At 68.2% G+C, this 21,400-nt stretch carries 18 protein-coding genes; 14 read left to right on the top strand and 4 right to left on the bottom strand.

The window, feature by feature from the left end:
• Window positions 1–29: 29 nt before the first annotated feature.
• Entirely contained in the window at window positions 30–1,406 is a 1,377-nt protein-coding gene (locus V7082_RS17030; RefSeq protein WP_334150467.1) for an ATP-binding protein, read from the top strand.
• A 31-nt stretch (window positions 1,407–1,437) separates the two neighbouring features.
• On the opposite strand, the gene V7082_RS17025 is transcribed toward V7082_RS17030, so the two are convergent.
• Window positions 1,438–2,052 (bottom strand): hypothetical protein, encoded by a 615-nt coding sequence (locus V7082_RS17025; RefSeq protein WP_334150465.1) that lies wholly within the window; start codon window positions 2,050–2,052, stop codon window positions 1,438–1,440.
• Window positions 2,053–2,066: 14 nt separating this feature from the next.
• Here V7082_RS17025 and V7082_RS17020 point away from each other — a divergent pair, with 14 nt between their 5' ends.
• The 6 genes from V7082_RS17020 (at window position 2,067) to V7082_RS16995 (ending at window position 8,014) form a co-directional block, all read left to right on the top strand.
• Entirely contained in the window at window positions 2,067–2,330 is a 264-nt protein-coding gene (locus V7082_RS17020; RefSeq protein ID WP_334150464.1) for a hypothetical protein, read from the top strand.
• A gap of 257 nt (window positions 2,331–2,587) precedes the next feature.
• Complete coding sequence (locus V7082_RS17015; RefSeq protein ID WP_334150462.1) at window positions 2,588–3,058, top strand: RT0821/Lpp0805 family surface protein; 471 nt, start codon at window positions 2,588–2,590, stop codon at window positions 3,056–3,058.
• 481 nt (window positions 3,059–3,539) lie between these two features.
• Complete coding sequence (gene ccmI / locus V7082_RS17010; protein ID WP_334150460.1) at window positions 3,540–4,745, top strand: c-type cytochrome biogenesis protein CcmI; 1,206 nt, start codon at window positions 3,540–3,542, stop codon at window positions 4,743–4,745.
• Complete coding sequence (gene ccmE / locus V7082_RS17005) at window positions 4,742–5,209, top strand: cytochrome c maturation protein CcmE (protein WP_334150459.1); 468 nt, start codon at window positions 4,742–4,744, stop codon at window positions 5,207–5,209. Before ccmI ends, ccmE begins: the two co-directional genes overlap by 4 nt.
• A gap of 301 nt (window positions 5,210–5,510) precedes the next feature.
• Entirely contained in the window at window positions 5,511–7,490 is a 1,980-nt protein-coding gene (locus tag V7082_RS17000; protein WP_334150457.1) for a heme lyase CcmF/NrfE family subunit, read from the top strand.
• 8 nt (window positions 7,491–7,498) lie between these two features.
• Window positions 7,499–8,014 (top strand): cytochrome c-type biogenesis protein, encoded by a 516-nt coding sequence (locus V7082_RS16995; RefSeq protein ID WP_334150456.1) that lies wholly within the window; start codon window positions 7,499–7,501, stop codon window positions 8,012–8,014.
• Window positions 8,015–8,145: 131 nt separating this feature from the next.
• Here V7082_RS16995 and V7082_RS16990 read toward each other — a convergent pair whose 3' ends face one another.
• On the bottom strand, window positions 8,146–9,426 hold the full coding sequence (locus tag V7082_RS16990) for a peptidoglycan-binding protein (RefSeq protein WP_334150454.1): 1,281 nt from the start codon (window positions 9,424–9,426) through the stop codon (window positions 8,146–8,148).
• A gap of 98 nt (window positions 9,427–9,524) precedes the next feature.
• On the opposite strand from V7082_RS16990, the gene V7082_RS16985 reads away from it, so the two are divergent.
• The 7 genes from V7082_RS16985 (at window position 9,525) to V7082_RS16955 (ending at window position 18,261) form a co-directional block, all read left to right on the top strand.
• Window positions 9,525–11,075: a Do family serine endopeptidase gene (locus V7082_RS16985; RefSeq protein WP_334150453.1), complete on the top strand. Its 1,551-nt coding sequence runs from the start codon at window positions 9,525–9,527 to the stop codon at window positions 11,073–11,075.
• A gap of 155 nt (window positions 11,076–11,230) precedes the next feature.
• A complete protein-coding gene (locus V7082_RS16980; protein ID WP_334150452.1) occupies window positions 11,231–11,911 on the top strand; it encodes a response regulator transcription factor in 681 nt (226 codons plus the stop codon).
• Entirely contained in the window at window positions 11,895–13,313 is a 1,419-nt protein-coding gene (locus V7082_RS16975; protein ID WP_334150450.1) for a sensor histidine kinase, read from the top strand. Before V7082_RS16980 ends, V7082_RS16975 begins: the two co-directional genes overlap by 17 nt.
• Window positions 13,314–13,447: 134 nt before the next feature.
• Window positions 13,448–16,399 (top strand): bifunctional [glutamine synthetase] adenylyltransferase/[glutamine synthetase]-adenylyl-L-tyrosine phosphorylase, encoded by a 2,952-nt coding sequence (locus V7082_RS16970; RefSeq protein WP_334150448.1) that lies wholly within the window; start codon window positions 13,448–13,450, stop codon window positions 16,397–16,399.
• 152 nt (window positions 16,400–16,551) lie between these two features.
• Window positions 16,552–17,157, top strand: coding sequence for a sigma-70 family RNA polymerase sigma factor (locus V7082_RS16965; protein WP_334150446.1), 606 nt, complete (start codon window positions 16,552–16,554; stop codon window positions 17,155–17,157).
• A 25-nt stretch (window positions 17,158–17,182) separates the two neighbouring features.
• A complete protein-coding gene (locus tag V7082_RS16960) occupies window positions 17,183–17,695 on the top strand; it encodes a hypothetical protein (RefSeq protein ID WP_334150445.1) in 513 nt (170 codons plus the stop codon).
• Window positions 17,692–18,261, top strand: a complete 570-nt coding sequence (locus V7082_RS16955) for a periplasmic heavy metal sensor (protein WP_334150443.1) — start codon at window positions 17,692–17,694, stop codon at window positions 18,259–18,261. Before V7082_RS16960 ends, V7082_RS16955 begins: the two co-directional genes overlap by 4 nt.
• Window position 18,262: 1 nt before the next feature.
• On the opposite strand, the gene V7082_RS16950 is transcribed toward V7082_RS16955, so the two are convergent.
• Complete coding sequence (locus V7082_RS16950; protein WP_334150441.1) at window positions 18,263–19,393, bottom strand: sensor histidine kinase; 1,131 nt, start codon at window positions 19,391–19,393, stop codon at window positions 18,263–18,265.
• Window positions 19,394–19,535: 142 nt separating this feature from the next.
• The coding region (gene pepN / locus V7082_RS16945; protein ID WP_334150440.1) for an aminopeptidase N at window positions 19,536–21,400 on the bottom strand (1,865 nt) is incomplete at its 5' end.

Below are 21,400 nucleotides of genomic sequence, written 5' to 3'. Positions count from 1 at the left end.
TCTCGGCTACCGCATGAGTCGCGGCGCCGATGACGTTTAACTCGCTCGCGTTCCGTCTGTTCGCGACGTCCGCGGCGTGGGTGCTGATGGTGCTGCCGATCGCCGGTGTCATCATCTACCAGCTCTATCGCGACGATCTCCAGAACTCCTTCGACGCGCGTCTGGAAAAGCTCGTGACGTCCATCGCCGTCGACAGCATGAGCGGCGCGAGCGAGCAGCCGATCTCTCCCAAGAACCGCTACGAGCCCCTGTTCGAGGACGCCCGCTCGGGCTGGTACTGGCAGATCGCGCCCCTCGACAACAAACAGGCCCCGACCTTGCGCTCGGCGTCCCTCGGGGATGCCGGCATCGAATTGCCGATCGAGCACGAGATCAAGCCCGACGCCGACGGCGCCCGATGGATGAACGCCATCGGTCCGGCGGGCGAGAGCGTGCGCCTCGTCGAGCTGATCGACAACCCGGGGCCGCCGGGTCAGGGACCGCGCTACTCCATCATCGTCGCCGGCCCCATCGACTGGCTCGATACGCGGCTCGCGAACTTCCTCACCCGCCTCGCCACCGCCCTCGTGCTGACCGGCGTCGGCCTCGTCGCCGTGACGCTGTTCCAGGTGCGGTTCGGCCTTCTTCCCTTGCGCCGCATCGAGCAGGGGCTCTCCGATATCCGCTCCGGCAAGGCCGAGAAGCTCGACGGCGACCTGCCGACCGAGATCGAGCCGTTGCAGCAGGAGCTCAACGCGCTGCTCGCCTCCAACCAGGAGGTCATCGACCGGGCCCGCACCCAGGTCGGCAACCTCGCCCATGCCTTGAAGACGCCGCTCGCCGTCATCACCAACGAGGCGCGCGAGGACAAGGGCGTGCTCGGCAGGAAGATCGTCGAGCAGGCGGAGATCATGCGCGATCAGGTCAACCACTATCTCGACCGCGCGCGCGTGGCCGCGGGCATCAGCGTGATTGGGCGCTCGACCCCGGTGCACGAGGTCCTGGAGCCGCTGAAGCGTGCCCTCGAGCGCATCCACCGCGACCGCAACATCGCCATCGCCATCGACTGCCCGTCCGACGCCCGCTTCGCCGGCGAGCGCCAGGACCTCGAGGAGATCCTGGGCAATCTCTGCGACAACGCCTGTAAATGGGCCAGAGGGAAGGTCGCGGTCGAGGTTGCCGCGAGCACGAGCCGCAGGTCGTCGGGACGCCTCAGCATTCACATCGAGGACGACGGTCCGGGCCTCTCGGACGAGCAGCGCGCCCGTATCGGCAAGCGCGGCGTGCGCCTCGACGAGACCAAGCCCGGCACTGGCCTTGGCCTCTCCATCGTGACCGATCTCGTCCAGTCCTATCGCGGCAGCCTGCGGCTGGACCGCTCGCCGATGGGCGGCCTGCGGGTCGACCTCGTGCTGCCGTCCGCCTGAAGGATGAGGCCGGCGTCCTTGGCCTCGCCTCTCAGGACGACGGGCGCCGCGCGGTATTCGGGCGCTCCCACCTGTTGATCGTCCCGGCCGTCCTTGCGCACGCGTGCACGATGACCGGAAGCGGATGCGCATTTTCTTCGGTCGTGCAGAATTCCGCGCCGAGGAATGTCACGCAGAGCTCCGGCACGCGGGCGAGGGCGGCAGCCAGCAGGTCCTGCTCGGCGTCGGTTCCAGCGCTCCGTTTCCAGGTCTCGATCCAGGCCTTGACGAAGACATAAGCCCGAGCCGTCGGCCGCAGCACCAGCGTCTCGGCATGAGGGACGAGCCCGCGGCGGCCGTCCGGGCACCGTCCGGTCCCGACATGAAGCGCGATGTCGCCGGGGATGTCGGCTGCGCGCATGAGATCGTCGCGCGTGCCGACGATGCGGCAGCCGGCGTCGATGAACAGAATGGTTCTGCCAGGGTGGCGATCCATGGCGGCGCGGATCTGAAACGGCCTGCCCCGGGCGTTTGCGTCCGGACTGCCGGACGTATTGGTCTCGACGAAATCGTGGCGCGTGCCGAGATCATCCAGGCGGCGCCTCAGCGGCGCGGCCCGGTGCGGGCCCTCCGCTGTGCAGCAGCCACACACGATGAATTCGGTCATACGCGGAAGGATACTTGCTTCGCAATGTGAAGCAAAGTTTTACCTTGCGCTGCCTTGTGGGGTCAATGCCGCTGCCGTACCCGGAACTTATGAAGAAGGACACTTCGGTGAACGTCCGGCTGACCTCGGAGCTGAAGGCTGAGCTGCAGCAATTGGCAGACCGCGACAGCCGAAAGCTTTCTGCTTACATCGAGTTGGTTCTCTGCGCCCATGTCGCGGCGAAGCGGGCGGTCGCGCCAAGCGAATCAGCGGCCCGAAAGAATGCCAAGGTGCGCTAGCCCGTGCCCCTATTATTGGGTGGATATGTAACGCATTTCTCACCGTTTCTTTGCCGCGCGGGAAGGCCGAGTTTCTTCGGTGGAAACGCCGAACTTTCGCCTGAATCGCGGTAGAAACCCGAAATCGGATGTGCTTGAAGACGAGAACAGTCTGGGCCGTCCTTGGGCAAGGTGAGGCCCCATCGGCGCGCCGCGTATGGTGTTTGCGGCCGAGGTCCGGCCGGTAGACAGGCCCGCGGGCAAGAACGGGGATCTTCATGCGCACGATTGGCGCCGGCGCGCTTCTGATGCTGTCGATTGGACTTGCTGGTTGCGGACCCGACGGTCCGAGCAAGGCCGATACCGGCATGGTGGTCGGAGCGGTGGCCGGCGGTATCCTTGGCAACCAGGTCGGCGGAGGCACGGGCAACGTCGCTGCTACTGCGATCGGCGCCGTTGTCGGCGGCATCGTCGGCAGTGAGGTCGGCCGGTCCATGGATGCGCAGGATCGCAGGCTCGCACAGGAAGCCGAATACGATGCGCTCGAGCGCGGCCAGTCCGGCGTCTCGCGCCAATGGCGCAACCCCGACAACGGCCGTTATGGCGAGGTCGTCCCCAGCCGGCCGTACAAGCGCGGCACCGTCGACTGCCGCGACTATACGCACAAGGTCTACGTCGATGGCCGGCCGCAGTCGATCCGCGGTACGGCTTGCCGCAATCCCGACGGCACGTGGAGCAACGTGGCCTGAGAGTGACGTAACCTGACGGCTCGCGCCTCCCGAGGTATCTCTCCCGCAGTGCAGCGTGCGTTGTCCGCGCCTGTCGTCGTGAGGGCGCGCCTGCGACGCCAAAACGCCGCGGTGACGCCGTGCGGCTCTTGCCAGCCTGGACCCTCGCCCCTATTGAACTCGGGACGATGCTCCAGACTGTGACCTCATGACGGGATGGAGCATTGATGGGCCGGAAAGGGCCGAGGTCGGGACAATCGCCATGCGCGTGCCGCGCGCACGCGGTTTGACGCCGCCCTTGGGCCGCTGCGGTGGCCAAGTCTGGCTCGCTCCAGAGGGGCGCCGTCTTTTTGCGTCAATTCCCATCCCATCATGAGGTCACAGCCTGGAGCATGACCGCTTCGGACCCAACCGTCCGGAGGGCCACTCATCGGCTTCATCGAAAAACTTGGAGCGCGGTCCCGATTCGCACAAAGAACAACTGCGCTCTAGAAGGCTTCCAATGCTGCTCTGGCTCTGCTTCGCGTTTCTGACGGCGGCGATCGTTGCGCTTCTGCTGCGGCCTCTGCGAAAGGCGCGGCCGGATGCCGTCGTGCCGGCCGAAGCCGATCTCGCCGTCTACCGCGACCAGCTTCGCGAGCTCGACGCCGAGCGTGATCGTGGCCTCGTCACCGCGAGCGAGATCGAGAGCGCGCGTGCCGAGGTGGCCCGGCGTCTCCTGAAGCGCGCGGGCGCGACGGAGGCCGATGCCGCGCCTCTCGCCGGCGACGCCGCAAGCCTGTCCCGCGCGCGGGGGATCTACATCACCATCGCCGCCCTGCTGCCCGTCCTCGGTATCGGGCTCTACCTCGTCGAGGGATCGCCCCACCTTCCCGACCTGCCGTTCCATGGGCGCAAGATGGCCGATGTCGGCCGGTCGAATGTCGGCGAGCTGATCGCGCGCGTCGAGGAGCGCCTGCGGGCCCATCCCGAGGACGGCAAGGGCTGGGACGCCATCGCGCCCGTGTATCTGCGGCTTCAGCGCTATGCCGACGCTGCGCACGCGTTTGCCGAGGCGAACCGTCTCGAAGGCGAGAACGTACGCCGCCTCCTGGGCTTCGCCGAGGCGACGATGCTCGCGGGCGACGGCATCGTGAGTGAGCCCGTCCGCAAGGCCACCTTGCGCGTGCTCGAGCTCGAGCCGAACCGCATCGAGGTGCGCGCCTGGCTCGCGCTCGGCAAGGAGCAGGACGGGGATCTCGCGGGTGCCGCGGCCGAGTATCGCGACATCCTCTCCAAGTCACCGGCCGATGCGCCGTGGCGCGCAATCGTGCAGGAGCGGGTCGATCTGGTCGAGAGGAAGCTCAGGGGCGAGCCGACCGACGGGACGCCGGGCGAGGCGCCGCTCGCATCGACCGCGGTGCCGTCCGCACCCTCCGCCCCGGCCGGAACGCCCGACATCGCGGCCATGGCGCCGGCCGAGCGCGAAGCCTTCATCGCCGGAATGGTCGATCGCCTCGCCGAGCGCCTCAAGCAGAACGGCAAGGATCTCGACGGCTGGATGCGCCTCGCGCGCGCCTATAAGGTGCTGGGGCGCGACGGTGACGCCGAGGAGGCGCTCGCGAGCGCGCGTGCCAATTTCGCGGGCGACCAGGCTTCGCTCGGCGAGATCGAGAGGGCCGCCGAAGGCCTGGGCATCAAGACAAAGGAGCGCACGATCCCCCAATGACGCGCAAACAGCGGCGAGGGCTTCTGATCGGTTTGGGCGTGGGCGTGCTGTCGATCGCGGCCATCCTGATGATGTTCGCCTTCCGCCAGTCGATCGTGTTCTTCCACACGCCGAGCGATATCGCTCAACACAAGATCGCCGACGGCGTGCGCTTCCGGCTCGGCGGGCTCGTGGCTGAGGGGTCGGTGAAGCGCGGCGAGGGGACGAGCGTGGCGTTTACGGTGACCGACACGCTGGGTACGGTCCCGGTGACCTATGAAGGCATCCTGCCGGACCTCTTCCGCGAGGGGCAGGGCGTCGTGGCGGAGGGCGTTCTCCGCCCGGACGGCCTGTTCGTGGCCGACACCGTGCTCGCCAAGCACGACGAGACCTACATGCCGCCCGAGGTTGCGAAAGCGCTGGAGGAGAAAGGTGTGAAGCTCGGGGAGGGCGCAACCCATCCGGAGGAGGCCACGACCCAATGAGGACTCCGTCCGCACCCTGCATCACATTGCTTGCCTCTCCACCGACGTCATGCCGGCGTCATTGGCGAAGCCATGCTCCGCATGGAAGGCCGACACCCATGCCAGCTTCTGCGCATGCGCGTTCCGTTGGGTTCGAGGGGCGGCAACGCGGGATGAGGGTGCGTGCTCGGCCGCCCGGTGCGCGATCCTTCAACGTTGCACGCGCTGAGACTTGCATGAATCCCGCCCTTCGCCGGGATGACGTTGTTCGGGTGGATGCGTCGGCGCTCAAGAACATTCGAGATGTGAGAGGACGGGCGGCGTGATCATCGAGATCGGACACTTCGCGCTGATCCTGGCGCTCCTGGTTTCCATTGCGCAGATGATCGTTCCGGCCTGGGGGGCGCGCGTGCGCGATCCGCGCCTGATGGCGTTCGGCGAGCCCGCGGCCGTAAGTCAGCTCGCCCTGATCCTGATCGCATTCCTGGCACTGATGTACGCCTACGTGACGTCCGATTTCTCGGTCGCCAACGTCGCCGCCAACTCCCACTCCTCGAAGCCGCTCATCTATCGCATCTCGGGCGTGTGGGGGAACCACGAGGGCTCGATGCTGCTGTGGGTGCTGATCCTCGCCGTGTTCGGCGCCGCGGTCGCGCTCTTCGGCAACAACCTGCCGGCCACCCTCAAGGCCAACGTGCTTGCCGTGCAGAGCTCGATCGCGCTTGCGTTCCTGCTCTTCATCCTCGTCACGTCGAACCCGTTCGAGCGCCTCGATCCGGCGCCGTTCGACGGCAACGGCCTGAACCCGATCCTGCAGGATCCCGCTCTCGCGTTCCATCCGCCGTTCCTCTACATGGGCTATGTCGGCTTCTCGATGGCGTTCTCGTTCGCCATCGCCGCGCTGCTCGAAGGGCGCACCGATGCCGCCTGGGCGCGCTGGGTGCGCCCGTGGACGCTCGCCGCCTGGATGTGCCTCACCATCGGCATCGCCATGGGCTCATGGTGGGCCTATTACGAGCTCGGCTGGGGCGGCTGGTGGTTCTGGGATCCGGTCGAGAACGCCTCGTTCATGCCATGGCTCGCGGGCACGGCGCTTTTGCATTCGGCGCTCGTCATGGAGAAGCGCGAGGCGCTCAAGGTCTGGACCATCCTGCTCGCGATCCTGACTTTCTCGCTGTCGCTGATGGGCACCTTCCTCGTTCGCTCGGGTGTGCTGTCGTCGGTGCATGCCTTTGCCGTCGACCCGGGCCGCGGCGTGTTCGTGCTCTCGATCATGATGCTGTTCACGGGCGGCGGCCTGGCGCTGTTCGCCTGGCGCGCGCGTGATCTCAAGCAGGGCGGCGTCTTCTCGCCGATCTCGCGCGAGGGTGCCCTCGTGCTGAACAACGTGCTCCTCACCACGGCCTGCGTGACGGTGCTCGTCGGCACGCTCTATCCGCTCGCGCTCGAGGCGCTGAACGGCAGCAAGATCTCCGTCGGCGCGCCCTATTTCAACATGACGTTCGTGCCGCTGATGATCCCGCTGCTGCTGGCGCTTCCGCTGGGACCGCTGCTCGCCTGGAAGCGCGCCGACCTGGCCGCCGCCATGGAACGCCTGATCGCGGCCGGCGTCATTGCCGCCGTCGTTCTCGTGGCGTCCTTCGCGCTCACCCACCGCGGTCCGTGGCTGGCGCCGTTCTGCTTCGCCATCGGCGCCTGGGTGATGGCGGGCGCACTCTCGGAAACGGCCTTCCGCATCAAGCTCGGGCACGTGCCGTTGGCCGAGTCGCTGCGCCGCCTCGTCAACCTTCCGCGTGCTGCCATCGGCACCATGCTCGCGCACTTCGGCGTCGGGCTGGTGGTCATCGGAATCGTCGGCACCACGGCCTACAAGAGCGAGGCGATCCTGCTCATGAAGCCCGGCGAGGCGGCTGGGATCGCGGGCTATGAGCTTGCCTTCCGCGGTGCTGCGCCGTCGAAGGGGCCGAACTACACGGAGACCGTCGGCGTGTTCGACGTCACGTACGGTGGCAAGCCCGTGACCCGCCTCGAGCCCTCGAAGCGCCTCTACGACGCGCCGCCCCAGCCGACGTCCGAAGCCGGCATCCATGCCGCGTGGTCCGGCGATCTTTACGCCGTGCTCGGCGACCAGCAACCGGACGGCGGATTTGCCGTGCGCCTCTATTTCCATCCGCTCGTGCGCTGCATCTGGATCGGCGCGCTGGTGATGTTCCTGGGCGGCGCCGTCTCGCTCTCCGACCGGCGGCTGCGCGTCGGAGCCCCGCGCCGGGCCGTGCGCGCTGCCACCGTCCCGGCAGAGTGAGGGTTGCGATGAGGAGCCTTACACGACGGATCGCTTGCATTGCGCTGGCCGCGTGGACCGGCGCCGCGGCCGCACTGCCCGTTCCGGCCTACGCCGTCACGCCGCAGGAGGTGCTCGCCGACACGGCGCTCGAGGCGCGGGCGCGGGGGATCTCGGCGGAGCTGCGCTGCCTCGTCTGCCAGAACCAGTCCATCGACGATTCCGACGCGCCGCTGGCCCACGATCTGCGCGTGCTGGTGCGCGAGCGGCTGACCGCGGGCGACACCGACCAGGAGGTGCGCGACTTCATCGTCGCGCGTTATGGCGCGTTCGTGCTGCTGAAGCCGCCGTTCTCGGCCGAGACCTTGCTCTTGTGGCTGATGCCGCTGCTCGCGCTCGGTGGCGCCGTGCTGATCCTGTGGAATGCGTTCGGCACGCCGCGCAAGGCCGAAGCCGCCCCCCCGACAGGAAAGCTTTCCGCCGAAGAGCAGGCGGCCCTCGATGCCTTGCTCAAATCCGAGCAAGAGCGGCCGGCCAAAAACTAAGCGGACCTCATCAAATTCTCTTACGTGTCTGGATCCCGGCCTTCGCCGGGATGGCGTTGAATTTGTTACGCCCGGTCTCTTCACTCCGGAGGTCGGGGTCCAGATGCGTCTGAGGAGAATGCAGAAACACGCTACTGCTGCGGCAGCTTGGCCTTGTCGCGGCTGAGGGTGTGCGAGCCGACGCTGCCGGTCTCGATCGCGGGAGGCTTCGGGGCCACGCGCCGCGCCGCATCGCGCTGGGCGAGGCGCTTCAGGAGTACTCCTGTCGCAAGCCCTGTCTCGCGGCGTCCCTCCGAGCGTTCGAATGCCCGCACGGCTGCGTTCAGCAACGGGCCGTAGATCCCGTCCGCCGTCCCGCCGTAAAACCCCTCCGCCGCGAGCAGGTGCTGAAGAGCGACAATGTCCGCGCGCCGCGCAAGAATGTCGGCGTGCGCCAGGACCTCGAGCGTCGGCCGGAATGCGCCCGCGCTGACGGCGGTGTTGGCGACTGCTTCGGACTTGTAGCGGTGCACGACTTCGCCGTGCTGTGTCAGCACCTTCGACTGCAGGTAGGTACCGACGTTGATACCCACGACCTCGGGACCTTCCGCGCCGTCGATCAGCAGCGGCGAGCCGGATGAGGCTCCGCCCGTGTCGCAGGTGTGCAGCACCACATGGCCCGCGTCCGCGAAATCCTTCGAAATTGCCGTCCAGTCCGCGCCCGCGAATGAGCGGCGCACCGTGCATGGCGCGCCGTAAGCGAGCTCCCAGGTCCCGAAATCCCGATGGTAGCTCACCTGGTAGATGCGCTTTGCCGCCGAGAGCACGGTCAGCGCGTCGGCGGGTGCGCGGCTGATCGGGAGCGCGCGACCCTTGCAGATCGGCGTGGCGAGACGGATCAGCGCCCAGTCCTGGGCGGCGTCGATGGGCGGGCGCACGCGGAGCGTCAGCGAGCCCGCCGCCACGTGTTGTGCTTCCCCGTTGTGCTCCGATCCCGCGATGCGCGCGCTCATGGCCCGCTCGCCGCGCGGCTCGAGGCGAAACTCGACCCCCTTGAGGCGGAGTGGGCGCTCGCCTTCGGTGCGGAACAGGCAGTGCCCCGCGGAAGCGATCATGTCGTCGCCGACGCAAAAGGCGGTGCAGACCGAGTGCGTCTTGCCTTCGTAGAGGAGGCCGATCGAGCGGCCGAGCAGCGCCCGTTCGCCGGGTAGCGGCGCGCGGTCGTCGGTGCCGAAAACGGCAACCTGCTGCACGGGGCCGGTGCCATCTTGTCCGAAATCGGGATCGGCGGGGCCAGAGACGAGCGGCGCCGGGACGGCGGCCGCGGCCCAGAGGGCCACCCCGAGAGCGGCAAGAACGCCCCCGGCTGCCGGCCGCGGAAGACCCCGCCGGACAGCGATCGAACTGGGGAATGGACGGGGCGTCTCACTCATTACCAACTCTTAACGTGACCGAAAGGCGGCCGTAAGGCCGAACGGGGTACCTCTTGCCGGGACAGTGATTTTCAGCGCTTTCCGAGCGGAGGACTTGAATGCTTATTTCCGGTGGTACAACGCCCAAAGCAAAGACCGGGCCAGGGTTGGAGAGAGGCGCGGGCAAGGCGTCGGGACGGCGCGTCGCATACGCAACCGTGGCGGCTCTGGCTTCGGCCGGCGTTCTGATGGGCGGCGTTGCGCTCAAGCCGGCGTTTGCCCAGCTCGCCCCCGATGCGTCCACCGTCGAGACGCCGTTCGGCCGCGCGCCGCTTTCCTTCGCCGACGTCATCGAGAAGGTGAAGCCGTCGGTGGTCTCGATCTCGGTCGTGGCCGGCGGTAAGGGCGAAAAGAACGCCAAGGGCCTGCCCGAAGGTTTCCCCGACATCCCAGAGGACAGCCCGTTCTACGACTTCTTCAAGAACCTGCCGAAGGAGTTCCGCAACATGCCCCAGCAGCGCCCCACGCAGGCGCAGGGCTCGGGCTTCGTCATCACGGCGGACGGCTACGTCGTCACCAACAACCACGTCGTCGAGGGCGCGACCAAGATCCAGGTCAGCTTCGACGACCAGGAGAAGATGGAGGCGGATCTGGTCGGCACCGACCCGCGCACCGACATCGCACTGCTGAAGATCAAGTCGTCGAAGACCTTCCCGTTCGTGAAGTTCTCCGACAAGCCCGTGCGCGTCGGCGACTGGGCGCTGGCGGTCGGCAACCCGTTCGGTCTCGGCGGCACCGTGACGGCAGGCATCGTCTCGGCGCAGGGCCGCGACATCGGCTCGGGTCCCTATGACTTCATCCAGATCGACGCGGCCGTGAACAAGGGCAACTCCGGCGGCCCGACCTTCAACCTCTCCGGCGAGGTGATCGGCGTCAACACGGCGATCTTCAGCCCTTCGGGCGGTAATGTCGGCATCGCGTTCGCGGTCCCGGCCCGCACCGCGACCGACGTCATCGCCCAGCTCCAGAAGAGCGGGTCCGTCAGCCGCGGCTGGCTCGGCGTCAAGATCCAGAACGTCGACGAGGACACGGCGTCCGCGCTCGGCCTCGGCGAGGCCAAGGGTGCGCTCGTGAGCGAGATCACGCCGAACGGTCCGGCGTCGTCCTCGGGCCTCAAGGTTCAGGACGCGATCGTCCAGGTGAACGGCGACAGGATCGCCGACAGCCGCGATCTCGCCCGCAAGATCGCCGACTACGCTCCGGATACCACGGTCGACGTCAAGGTCTGGCGCGGCAACAAGGAGGAGAACGTCAAGGTTCGCCTCGGCAAGTTTCCGGGCTCGAACGACGAGATCGCCAAGCTCGAGCAGGGCAAGTCGGTTGATCCGACGTCGACCGCGCTCGACCAGCTCGGACTGACGCTCGCGCCCGCAAAGAGCGGCGGAGAGGGCGTGGCCGTGACCGAGGTCGATCCCGACTCGGATGCCGCGGAGAAGGGCATCAAGGCCGGCGATATCATCCTCGAGGTTGGCGGAACGACGGTGTCGGGTCCTGCCGATGTCGCCGACGGCGTCAAGAGGCAGGTCGAGCTCGGCCGCAAGGCGGTGATGCTCCACATCAAGTCGGCTGATCAGCGCCGCATCGTGCCGATCCAGCTCAAGAAAGGCTGATCTCGCCAGAGGTCGTTCATCAGCGGGGCGGCGCGGCTCTTGAGGGGCCGGGCCGCCCCGATGTATCTGACCGGACGGGGCTTGCCGAGTCGCGGCGGCCCTCCCGCGCATCGAAGCCTCGGGGCGGGGGAAGCTTGCAGGGAGAAAGTCGAGCCATGCGCGTCCTGGTGATCGAAGACGACCGTGAGACGGCGCATTTCCTCCAGAAATCCTTGAAGGAGAGCGGCCACGCCACCGATGTCGCCGGCGACGGCGAGACGGGGCTCTCCATGGCCCAGACCAACGCCTACGACATCCTGATCGTCGATCGCATGCTGCCGCGGCTCGACGGCCTCTCCGTCGTCAAGACGTTACGCACGGAAGGCAACCGCACGCCCGTGCTCATTCTCTCGGCGCTGGGTGACGTCGACGACCGCGTGAAGGGGCTGCGTGCCGGTGGCGACGACTATCTGACCAAGCCCTACGCCTACAGCGAGCTCCTGGCGCGTATCGAGGCGTTGAGCCGGCGTGCCGTGCCCGAGGAGCAGGAGACGCGCTATGCCGTGGGCGATCTCGTGCTCGACCGCCTGTCCCACCGTGTCACGCGCGCGGGCGAGCCGATCCAGCTCCAGCCGCGCGAGTACCGCCTGCTCGAATACCTGATGAAGAACGCCGGTCAGGTCGTAACGCGCACCATGCTGCTCGAGAACGTGTGGGATTATCACTTCGATCCGCAGACCAACGTCATCGATGTCCACGTCTCGCGCCTGAGGTCCAAGATCGACAAGGGTTTCGACAGGCCACTCCTGCATACGGTGCGGGGCGCGGGATACATGGTCCGTGACGGCGCTCTCTGATTTCTTTCTGCGCTCGATGCAGACGCAGGCGTTTCGCCTCGCGGCGGCGAGCGCGACCGTCTTTCTCCTCGTCGCCACGATGATCGTCGGCGCGCTCTTCTGGCAGACCAATACGCTCTTGACGGACCACGTGGTGGCGGAGCTGCACCGGGAGGCCGCGGAGCTTGCCGCCGAGGCGAAAGCCATCGAGCCCGAGGCGTTCGCCGACAGGATCCGGGCGCGGAGCCTTACGGCGGGGACGAGCCTCTATCTCCTCGAGGACGCTGCGGGCACGAAACGCGCCGGCAATCTGCCGGCACTGCCCGCCGAGATCGCGGGCAGCCCGACGGGCGGCGTGTTCCGCTACGCGCGCGACGGCGACGCTCCGGGCGCGAAGAGGCTCGCCGTCGGCATTCCGGTTCCGGTCGGTCCGGACCAGCGCCTCTTCATCGGGCGCGATGTCGAAGCGCAAAGCGAGCTTGCGGAACGGATCAAGCGCACGTTCCTCTGGGGGTTCGGGGCGCTGGCGGTGGCGGCGCTGATCGCCGGGCTCGCCATCGGGCGCTCCGTTCTGAGGCGCGTCGAGACCATCAACGCCACCACGCGCTCGATCATGGCCGGCGACCTCTCGCGCCGTGTTCCGGTCACCGGCAGCGAGGACGAGCTGGACGAGCTGTCACGGAATCTGAACGGCATGCTGGACCGCATCGAGCAGCTCATGAGCGGGCTGCGCGAGGTGTCGGACAACATTGCCCACGACCTCAAGACGCCGCTCAATCGGCTGCGCAACAGCGCCGAGGCCGCGCTACGCGACCCGCGCGGGGGCGACGCGTATCGCGAGGGGCTCGAAGGGGCCATCGAGAAGGCCGACGACCTCATCAAGACCTTCAACGCGCTGCTTCTGATCGCGCGGCTCGAGGCGGGCGTCGTCGAGGAGAGCGCCGAGACGTTCGACCTCGGCCATCTCGTCCACGACGTCGCGGAGCTGTACGAGCCCGTGGCGGATGAGGCGGGGCTTGCGCTCGCCATCGAGACCCGGGACGGCATCGCGATCCGCGCCAACCGTCAGCTCATTGGGCAGGCCGTGGCCAATCTGGTGGACAACGCCATCAAGTATTCGGCTGAGGCCGCCGGCGGCGCCGGGATGCGCGACGCGACCGTCTCCGTCAAGGTCACGGCCGCGGCCGACGGTCCGGCCGAGATCTCGGTCGCCGACCGCGGCCCGGGCATCGAGGCGAAGGATCGCGACCGCGCGCTGCGCCGCTTCGTGCGTCTCGAAAAGAGCCGGACGCGGCCGGGCACCGGCCTCGGCTTGAGCCTCGTCGCGGCGGTTGCACGCCTGCACAACGGCGCCGTGCGCCTCGAGGACAACGCCCCCGGCCTGCGTGTCGTCGTCACGCTCCCGCTCCCGCAAGGCGCCTAGGCACTCGTCCGAGCCTTTTCTCCCTTTCCACCGTCGTCATCTGCGGCGCTTTGGAGCGCGAATGACGGAGGTGGGCGAGGCGGGAGACCTGTGCCAAGGTCGGTCTCCCGAAGACGCAGGGGCGAGGGAGCGGCATGGCAGGCGAGATCGGCGCGGACGGAACGCTGAGCGAACGGATCGATCCGTCGAAGTGGCTGCCGCAGGACCCGCGCGGCGGCGCGAGCCTCGATCCCATTCTCGACGATTGGCGCCGCGACGCGGCGCTTTCGGGTCTCGTCGCATGCGCCGAGACGGAGCCGGTGCGGGCGCTGCTGGCCGGAACGGTTGCCGGCTCGCCCTTTCTCAGGACCGAGATCGTGCGCGATCCGGGACGCCTCGCCGGGCTCTTGTGCGCGTCCCCCGAGCGGCGCCTCGCGGACCTCGCCGCACACCTCGCCCGGAGCCTCGAGGCGGCAACGGCCCTGCCTGAGGCCATGACGGCCCTGCGCGTCTTCAAGTCGGAGGCGGCGCTTCTGATAGCGCTCTCAGATCTCGGCGGCGTCTGGACCGTCAATGAGGTGACGCGCGCGCTCTCGGATACGGCGGATGCCGCCCTCGGGGGGGCGGTCCGCTTCCTCTTCCGCCAGGCCGTCGCAAAAGGGGATTGGATCGCCGAGCTTGGCGACGGCGCCCCCGATGTCGCCTCCGGCTACATGGTGCTCGGCGTCGGCAAGTACGGCGCCCTCGAGCTCAACTATTCAAGCGACATCGATCTCATCGTCTTTTACGACCTCGAGCGCGCGCGCCTGAAGCCGGGCCTCGAGCCGCCGACGTTCTTCGTGCGGCTCACGCGTGATCTCGTCCGCCTGATCGACGAGCGCACGGCCGCCGGCTACGTGTTCCGCACCGACCTGCGCCTGCGCCCCGACGCCGGGGCGACGCAGATCGCGCTCTCGACGGACGCCGCCGCGCTCTACTACGAGAGCTTCGGCCAGAACTGGGAGCGCGCGGCCCTCATCAAGGCGCGGGCGGTGGCGGGCGACATCGAAGCCGGCGAGGCCTTCCTCGCGGAGCTGCAGCCGTTCATCTGGCGCCGGAACCTCGATTTCGCCGCCATCGCCGACATTCATGCCATGAAGCGCCAGATTCATGCCTTCCGCGGCTTCGGTGACATCGCCGTCTCGGGCCACAACATCAAGCTCGGCTCCGGAGGCATCCGTGAGATCGAGTTCTTCGTGCAGACGCAGCAGCTCATCGCCGGGGGACGCCAGCGCAGCCTGCGCGCGCGGCGTACGCTGGAAGCGCTCGCCATGCTCGTCGCCTATGGCTGGATCGAGGAAGGCACCGCCGACGAGCTCGCCGACGCCTACCTCTACCTGCGCTGGGTCGAGCACCGCCTCCAGATGGTCGCCGACGAGCAGACGCAGGAGCTGCCGCGCGAGGAGGCCGAGCTCGAAAGCTTCGCGCGCTTTGCGGGCTGTGCGGACCTCGCCGCGTTCTCCTCAGAGATCCTGTCGGTCCTCACGCGCGTGCAAGGGCACTATGCGCGCCTGTTCGAGGATGCGCCGGAGCTGACGGCAGAAGGCCAGAACCTGGTGTTCGCCGGCGAGATGGACGACCCGGGCACCGTCTCGGCGCTGACCCAGATGGGGTACGCGCGCCCGAGCGATGTGCTCGCCGCCATTCGCGGCTGGCACCATGGCCGCTATCCGGCCGTGCGCTCGCCGCGGGCCCGCGAGCTTCTGACGGAGGTGCAGCCCGTGCTCGTCAAGGCGCTCGCCGACACGGCCGATCCGGACCGCGCCGTCGCCACCTTCGACCGTTTTCTCGCCGAGCTTCCGGGCGGCGTGCAGCTCTTCTCGCTGCTCAAGGCCAACCCGGCGCTGATGCGCCTTCTGGCCGACATCATGGGAACCGCGCCGCGCCTCGCGCGCATCCTCTCGCGCCGCCGCCGCCTGCTCGATGCCGTTATCGATCCGCAGACGTTCGCAGCCCTCCCTCAGGCGGGGGAGCTCGACGCTGCGATCCGCACGGAGCTTGCCGCGGCCGTGGACGAGCAGGACGTGCTCGACCGCGCGCGCATCGTCGGGAGCGAGCAGGCGTTCCTGATCGGCGTCAAGGTCCTCTCCGGCGCCGTCACCGCGAGCGAGGCCGGGGAGGCCTACGCGCGGCTCGCAAACGCGCTGATCGCCGCGCTGGCCGCCGAGGTCGAGAAGGAATTGGAGCGTGTCCACGGCCGTATCGCTGGCGGCGCCGCCGCCGTCGTCGCCATGGGCAAGCTCGGCGGGCGCGAGATGACGGCCTCGTCCGATCTCGATCTGATCGTCATCTACGACTTCGACCCCGGGGTCACCCAGTCGGACGGGCCGAGGCCGCTGGCGCCGAGCCAGTACTATGCGCGCTTCACGCAGCGCCTGATCTCGCATCTGTCGGCGCCGACCGCGGAGGGCGCGCTCTACGAGGTCGACATGCGGCTGCGCCCGTCGGGGCAGAAAGGCCCGGTGGCGGCCCAGCTCTCGACCTTCCGCGAGTACCAGGCGACGGAGGCGTGGACCTGGGAGCACATGGCCCTCACGCGCGCGCGCGTCGTCGCCGGGCCGCCCGAGCTCCGGAGCAAGGTGGAAGCCGCCATCCGCGACACGCTCCTGCGCCCGCGCGACCGCGCCGCCATCGCGCGCGATGTTCTCGACATGCGTGCCCGCATCGCCGCCGAAAAGGGGACCGACAGGATCTGGGCCCTGAAGCAGGTTCGCGGCGGCCTCGTGGACCTCGAGTTTATCGCTCAGTATCTGCAACTCGTATCCGCGGCCGCCCATCCCGAGGTGCTGGACCAGAATACGCTCGCCGCGTTCCGCAAGCTCGCCGCTGCCGGCGCCGTGCCTGCTGCCAAGGCCGATGGCCTCATCCAGGCCACGCGGCTTATCCATAACCTGACTCAGGTCATAAGGCTCTGTCTTGAGGGAACTTTCGATCCCGCGACGGCGCCGAGCGGCCTCAAGGCGCTGCTCGCCCGGGCGGGTGGAGCGCCTGATTTCGCAGCCCTCGAAAGGGACCTCTGCGAGACCTTGGCGAACGTCGAGGTTCAGTTCCGGGAGTTGATCTCCTAAAATGCGCATGAGCGACGAGGACCAGCGACGGATTCCGAGGGACACAGCCGTTTCCGCTCCTGAGATCATCTGCGGAGCAGGATCCGGTGGCGCTGCCCGGCGGACAGTTGCGATATAGCGGTGTGACGGTGAGGTCGGGGCCCGACGGACCCATGGGGACGACACCAGGAGCCAACGTGCGGGCAGGTCCATGGCCGGACGCGCCGGAGGATCGCGTGCTTCTGGCGCGCGTCGCCCGGCAGGACGACCAGGCTTTCCGCATCCTCGTGGATCGTCACCTCGGCGCGATCGTCGCGCTCGCGAGACGCATGCTGAAGGACGAGGCTGAAGCCGACGATGTGGCCCAGGAGGCTTTGCTGCGGCTCTGGCGCGCGGGCGAGACGCTCGACGTGGGGCCGCACGGGCTCCGTCCCTGGCTGCGCCGTGTCACCTCGAACCTCTGTCTGGACCGCATCCGCGCGACGCGGCGGACCGTGGTGACGGACGAGGTGCCCGAGGTCGCGGAGCCGCCGACCCAGGCGCAGGGGCTCGAGGACCAGGATCTCGCCCGGCGTGTCGGCGAGGCGATGAACGCACTGCCGGAGCGCCAGCGCCGCGCGCTGACGCTCTTCCACCACGAGGGCCTGAGCCAGGCCGAGGTGGGCGAGGTGCTCGGCGTATCGGACGAGGCGGTGGAAAGCCTGCTGTCGCGCGCCCGGCGAGCGCTCCGCGCCAGCCTGGAGAAAGATTGGAAAGCCCTGCTGCAAAGCGAGGGATGAGTTTGGAAAGCCCGGGACAACGGCAATGACTGAGAGAAGCACAATCGAAGGAACCGGCGTCGGCGCGCTCGAGCAGGTTCTGGAGCGTTTCGGGAGCGACCGCACGCGCTGGCCTGCGCCCGTGCGCCGGGATTTCGCCGGACTGCTTACGAGCAGCGCCGAAGCGAAGGCCCGCCTGCGCGAGGCCGAGGCCCTCGACCGGCTCCTGGATCTCGCGCCGGAGCCCGAGATCGACACCCGCGCGCTGGCTGACCGCATCGTGGCCGCCGCCGCGGCCGAGCGGCCGGCCGTCGCGCCTCCGGAGATCCGAGCCGCTGGGGCGACCGGCGCCAGGGCAGCGGCGACCCGCATCGAATGGCCGGCTGCAGCCTTGCTGGCCGCCTCGCTCGTGCTCGGCATATTCGTCGGCCTCAACGGAACGTTCGACACCGCGGTCGCGCCGCTGGTGGCGCGAGTCTCCGCCGACGCCGATATCGATCCCGGTCAGATCGCATTCGGCAGCGAAGGGCTCGATATGTTCGAGGAGGATCTGCTGTGAGCGAGGTTTCCCGACCCGAGCCGGCATCGCCTCCGGGCTCCGGATCGCGACGCCTGAAGTACGCGCTGATCGCCTCCCTGGCGCTCAACCTGCTGGTCCTCGGTGCGGCGGCCGGGACCATGTACACCTTCGGCTTCGGCAAGCATGGCCCGCAGCGGTTCGGGCCCGGACGCGGCGAGGACTTCGGCTTGATGGGCCTGACCTATCGGCTGCCCGAGGAGCGCCGCAAGGAGATCCGCAAGAAGCTGCGCGAGGACCGCGCCGTGCTGAAGCCGCTGGTCGAGGATGTGCGCGCAGCGCGTCGCGCCGCGGCCGAGAAGCTCGCCGCCGGGTCTTACGACCGGGTGGCCCTAGAGGGCGCCATCACCGCGGCCGCGGACAAGGAGCGCACGCTGCGCCAGGCGGCGGTTGCCGCCTTCCTAAGCCATGCCGACACCCTGACGGCTGAAGAGCGCCGCCAGCTTGCGGACCGGTGGCTGAAGATGAACGAGCCCTTCAAGGAGCGCGCCACGAAAAAGAAGGCCAAGACCGGTGACGAGCCGAAGTCCGCGCCGTCTGCCGACTGAATCAGGCGTAAACGGCCTCTCGGAATGGAGACGCCGGCACAGGGAGCGGCATGGCCTCCGGGAGCGCGGCGAAGAAGTCGCGTTGCGCGTCGCGCTTGAGCACGGTGATAGCGCGCCACGTCGCGTGGGGGTCGTCCACCTCGATCAGCGATGCGCCGTGAAGCTCAAGCAGCGCTCGCGCGAGGCAGATCGGCAGCGACGCCTGCCCGACGCCGGGCGCGCCCGGCTGCCCGCGGAGAAAGACCTCCATCTGCACCAGATCCCCGTTGATGGTGGCGACCACGCCGAGGCGCCCGCGGGCGTCCGAGCGGCGCACCGCTTCGGCGAAGAGGTTGATCAGGATCTGGCGCATGGGGCGCCGCTCGACCATGATCTCGATGCCCTCGGGAATCTCGGTGTCGAGGGTGAGCCCGTGGCTGCTGTTCGGTCCGGAATGGAAGGTCCACGCGTCCTCGACCATGAGGCGCAGGTCGACGCCGGTCGCGACCGGCATGCTCGGGTCGTGGTCGAGCAGGCAGGTGATGGCGAGCGTGTCCTCGGCCGATTTGAGGAGGTCGCGGCCGCAGTCGCCGATGTGGCGCGCGTATTCGCGGTAGCGCGGGTGCCCCACGGGGCCCAGCAACTCGGACTGCATGACATCGGAAAAGCCGATCACGGCATTGAGGGGCGTGCGCAACTCGTGACTGACGCGCGCCATGAGCTCGCCCCAGGGGTGGGCTTGCCCCGACGACAGGTGGCTGAGCCGGGCCGCGGCCCGGGCGAGGCTCGTGAGCTCGAGGCGATCCGGTTCAAGCGCGATCCGCTCACCTACGAAGGGCAGCGGGGAGGGCGAGGCCCCGCTGCCCGCCAACGGCGGGGAGAGATCGTGTGATCCGGTGGACGTGTGCGGCTGGAGCATCCCGAGCGCGGCCAGCGTGACGGCAAAACCGCTGATGAGAACGACAAGCGACGGCAGCGAGACGGGATGGACGAACGCGAGCAGAAGCCCCGCACCGTGCACCACGACGACACCTTGGAGCAGGCGGACGGCGGGTGCCTTGGCGAGGACGGAGACCGCCGCCGTTCGACCGGCGGACGCCTCGTTTCGAAAGGCAGACTCCTCCCGTGGACAGGCCGACAGGGTCCCAGCCATCCGTATCTCCAATGCGATTTTTACGTGGTGAGCGTGACGAGAATTCTGCCGGTACGCCAGCGAATCACACCCCTACTTCACCGATTCGAGTCGGCCGTGTCGAGGGAGATTAAATGTGGCCAAATCATAGTTTTCAGGGGTGTTACCTGTCGAGCATCCTGGTCACGATCTCGAATACGTCCCGGGAAAGACCCGGGGTCTTGGCTATGCTCTGCAACACGCGCCGGGCCGCCGCCCGGCGCCCCGGCTCGAGGGCGTGCCAGATGCGGAAAGCCCCGAGCATGCGGGCCGCGATCGAGGGGTTGAAGCGGTCGATGGCCAACACCTGCCTGGCCACGAACTCGTAGCCGGCGCCGTCCGGCCGATGAAACTGGACCGGGTTCTGGGTCGCGAACACGCCGATCAGTGCCCGCACCTTGTTGGGCGCCGTGAGGCTGAAAAGGGGGTGGCGCGTGAGCGCCTTGACCTGGGCCAGCGCCGACCGTGCCGGAGACATCGCCTGCGCGCCGAACCAGGTGTCGATGACGAGGTGATCCCCTTTCCAGCGATCGTAGAAATGCGCGAGCGCCTTCTCGCGTACGGGGCCGGACCTGGCCGCCAGCAGCATGAGGCTGTGGGCTTCGTCCGTCATGTTGGTGGCCTTGAAGAAGTGATGCGCCAGGCGCGTCTCGTCGGCCGCCGTGCCGCGCGCCGAGAGCAGCGTCAGCGCCGCGTTGCGGAGCGCGCGCCGGCCTGCGCTCTCTGCGTCGGGCGAGAACGGGCTCGTCGCGCGCATCTCGGCGTAAACGTCCTCGAGCGCATCTCCGAGCACCGTGCCCGCAAGCTTCAGGAGCTGGCGGTGCGCACGGAAGATCAGCCCGGGGTCGACGTTGCGCCCGATCACGCGTGCGATGTCGTCCTGGCTTGGCAGCTTCAGAAGCTCCGCGCGGTAGGCAGGCTCGAGATCGCCATGGCCGACGGCCGCGCCGAGCGCGGTCACGAAGGCGGTGGCGCGCGCCGTCGACCGCTCGCCCTTGCGCAAGCCCTTGACCATGTCGACGAGCGTCCGCGTCGCATACGTGTTCGCCGCCTGCCAGCGGTTGAAGAGGTCCTGGTCGTGCGCCATCAGGAACTCGAGGTCGCGGTCGGCGAGATTGAGCGTGAGGTTCACGGGCGCGGAGAACCCGCGCAGGATCGACGGCACGGGCGGAGAGGGCACGTCGGCGAAGCGGAACGTCTCGGTGCGCTTCGTCACGTGCAGCACGCCGTCCTCGATCACCTCGCCGGTGACGCGCCTGAGCGGGATCTCCTGGCCGTTGCCGCCGATGAGACCGATCCGTACCGGGATGTGCAACGGCTTCTTCCGGCTCTCGCCCGGCGTCGGCGGCAGTACCTGCTCGATCCTGAGTTCGGCCTCTTTGTTCGCCTTGTCGTAGGAGAGCGCGCAGACCAGCTCCGGCGTGCCCGCCTGTGCGTACCACAGCTTGAAATGCGAGAGATCGCGCTTGGATGCTTGCTCGAAGCAGGCGAGGAAATCCTCGATCGTCGCGGCCTGTCCGTCGTGGCGCGCGAAGTAGAGGTCCATGCCGCGGCGGAAATCCTCGTGCCCGAGGATGGTCTCGATCATGCGCACGAGCTCGGCGCCCTTCTCGTAGACGGTCGCCGTGTAGAAGTTGTTGATCTCGATATAGCTCTCGGGCCGCACGGGGTGCGCGAGGGGGCCGGCGTCCTCCGTGAACTGCATCGCGCGGAGCTGGCGCACGTCGACGATCCGCTGCACGGTCGCTGAGCGCTCGTCCGCCGAGAACTCCTGGTCGCGATAGACCGTGAGGCCTTCCTTGAGGCAGAGCTGGAACCAGTCGCGGCACGTGATGCGGTTGCCGGTCCAGTTGTGGAAGTACTCGTGCGCGACGACGCTCTCGATGGATTCGAAATTGGCGTCCGTCGCCGTGTCGGGTGAGGCGAGGATCAGACGGTCGTTGAAGATGTTGAGGCCCTTGTTCTCCATCGCTCCCATGTTGAAGTCGG

Source organism: Hyphomicrobium sp. (assembly GCF_036833075.1).
GTDB lineage: Bacteria > Pseudomonadota > Alphaproteobacteria > Rhizobiales > Hyphomicrobiaceae > Hyphomicrobium_C.
Note: the sequence above shows the minus strand (reverse complement) of the source record. Positions and strands in the feature narration are given on the sequence as shown.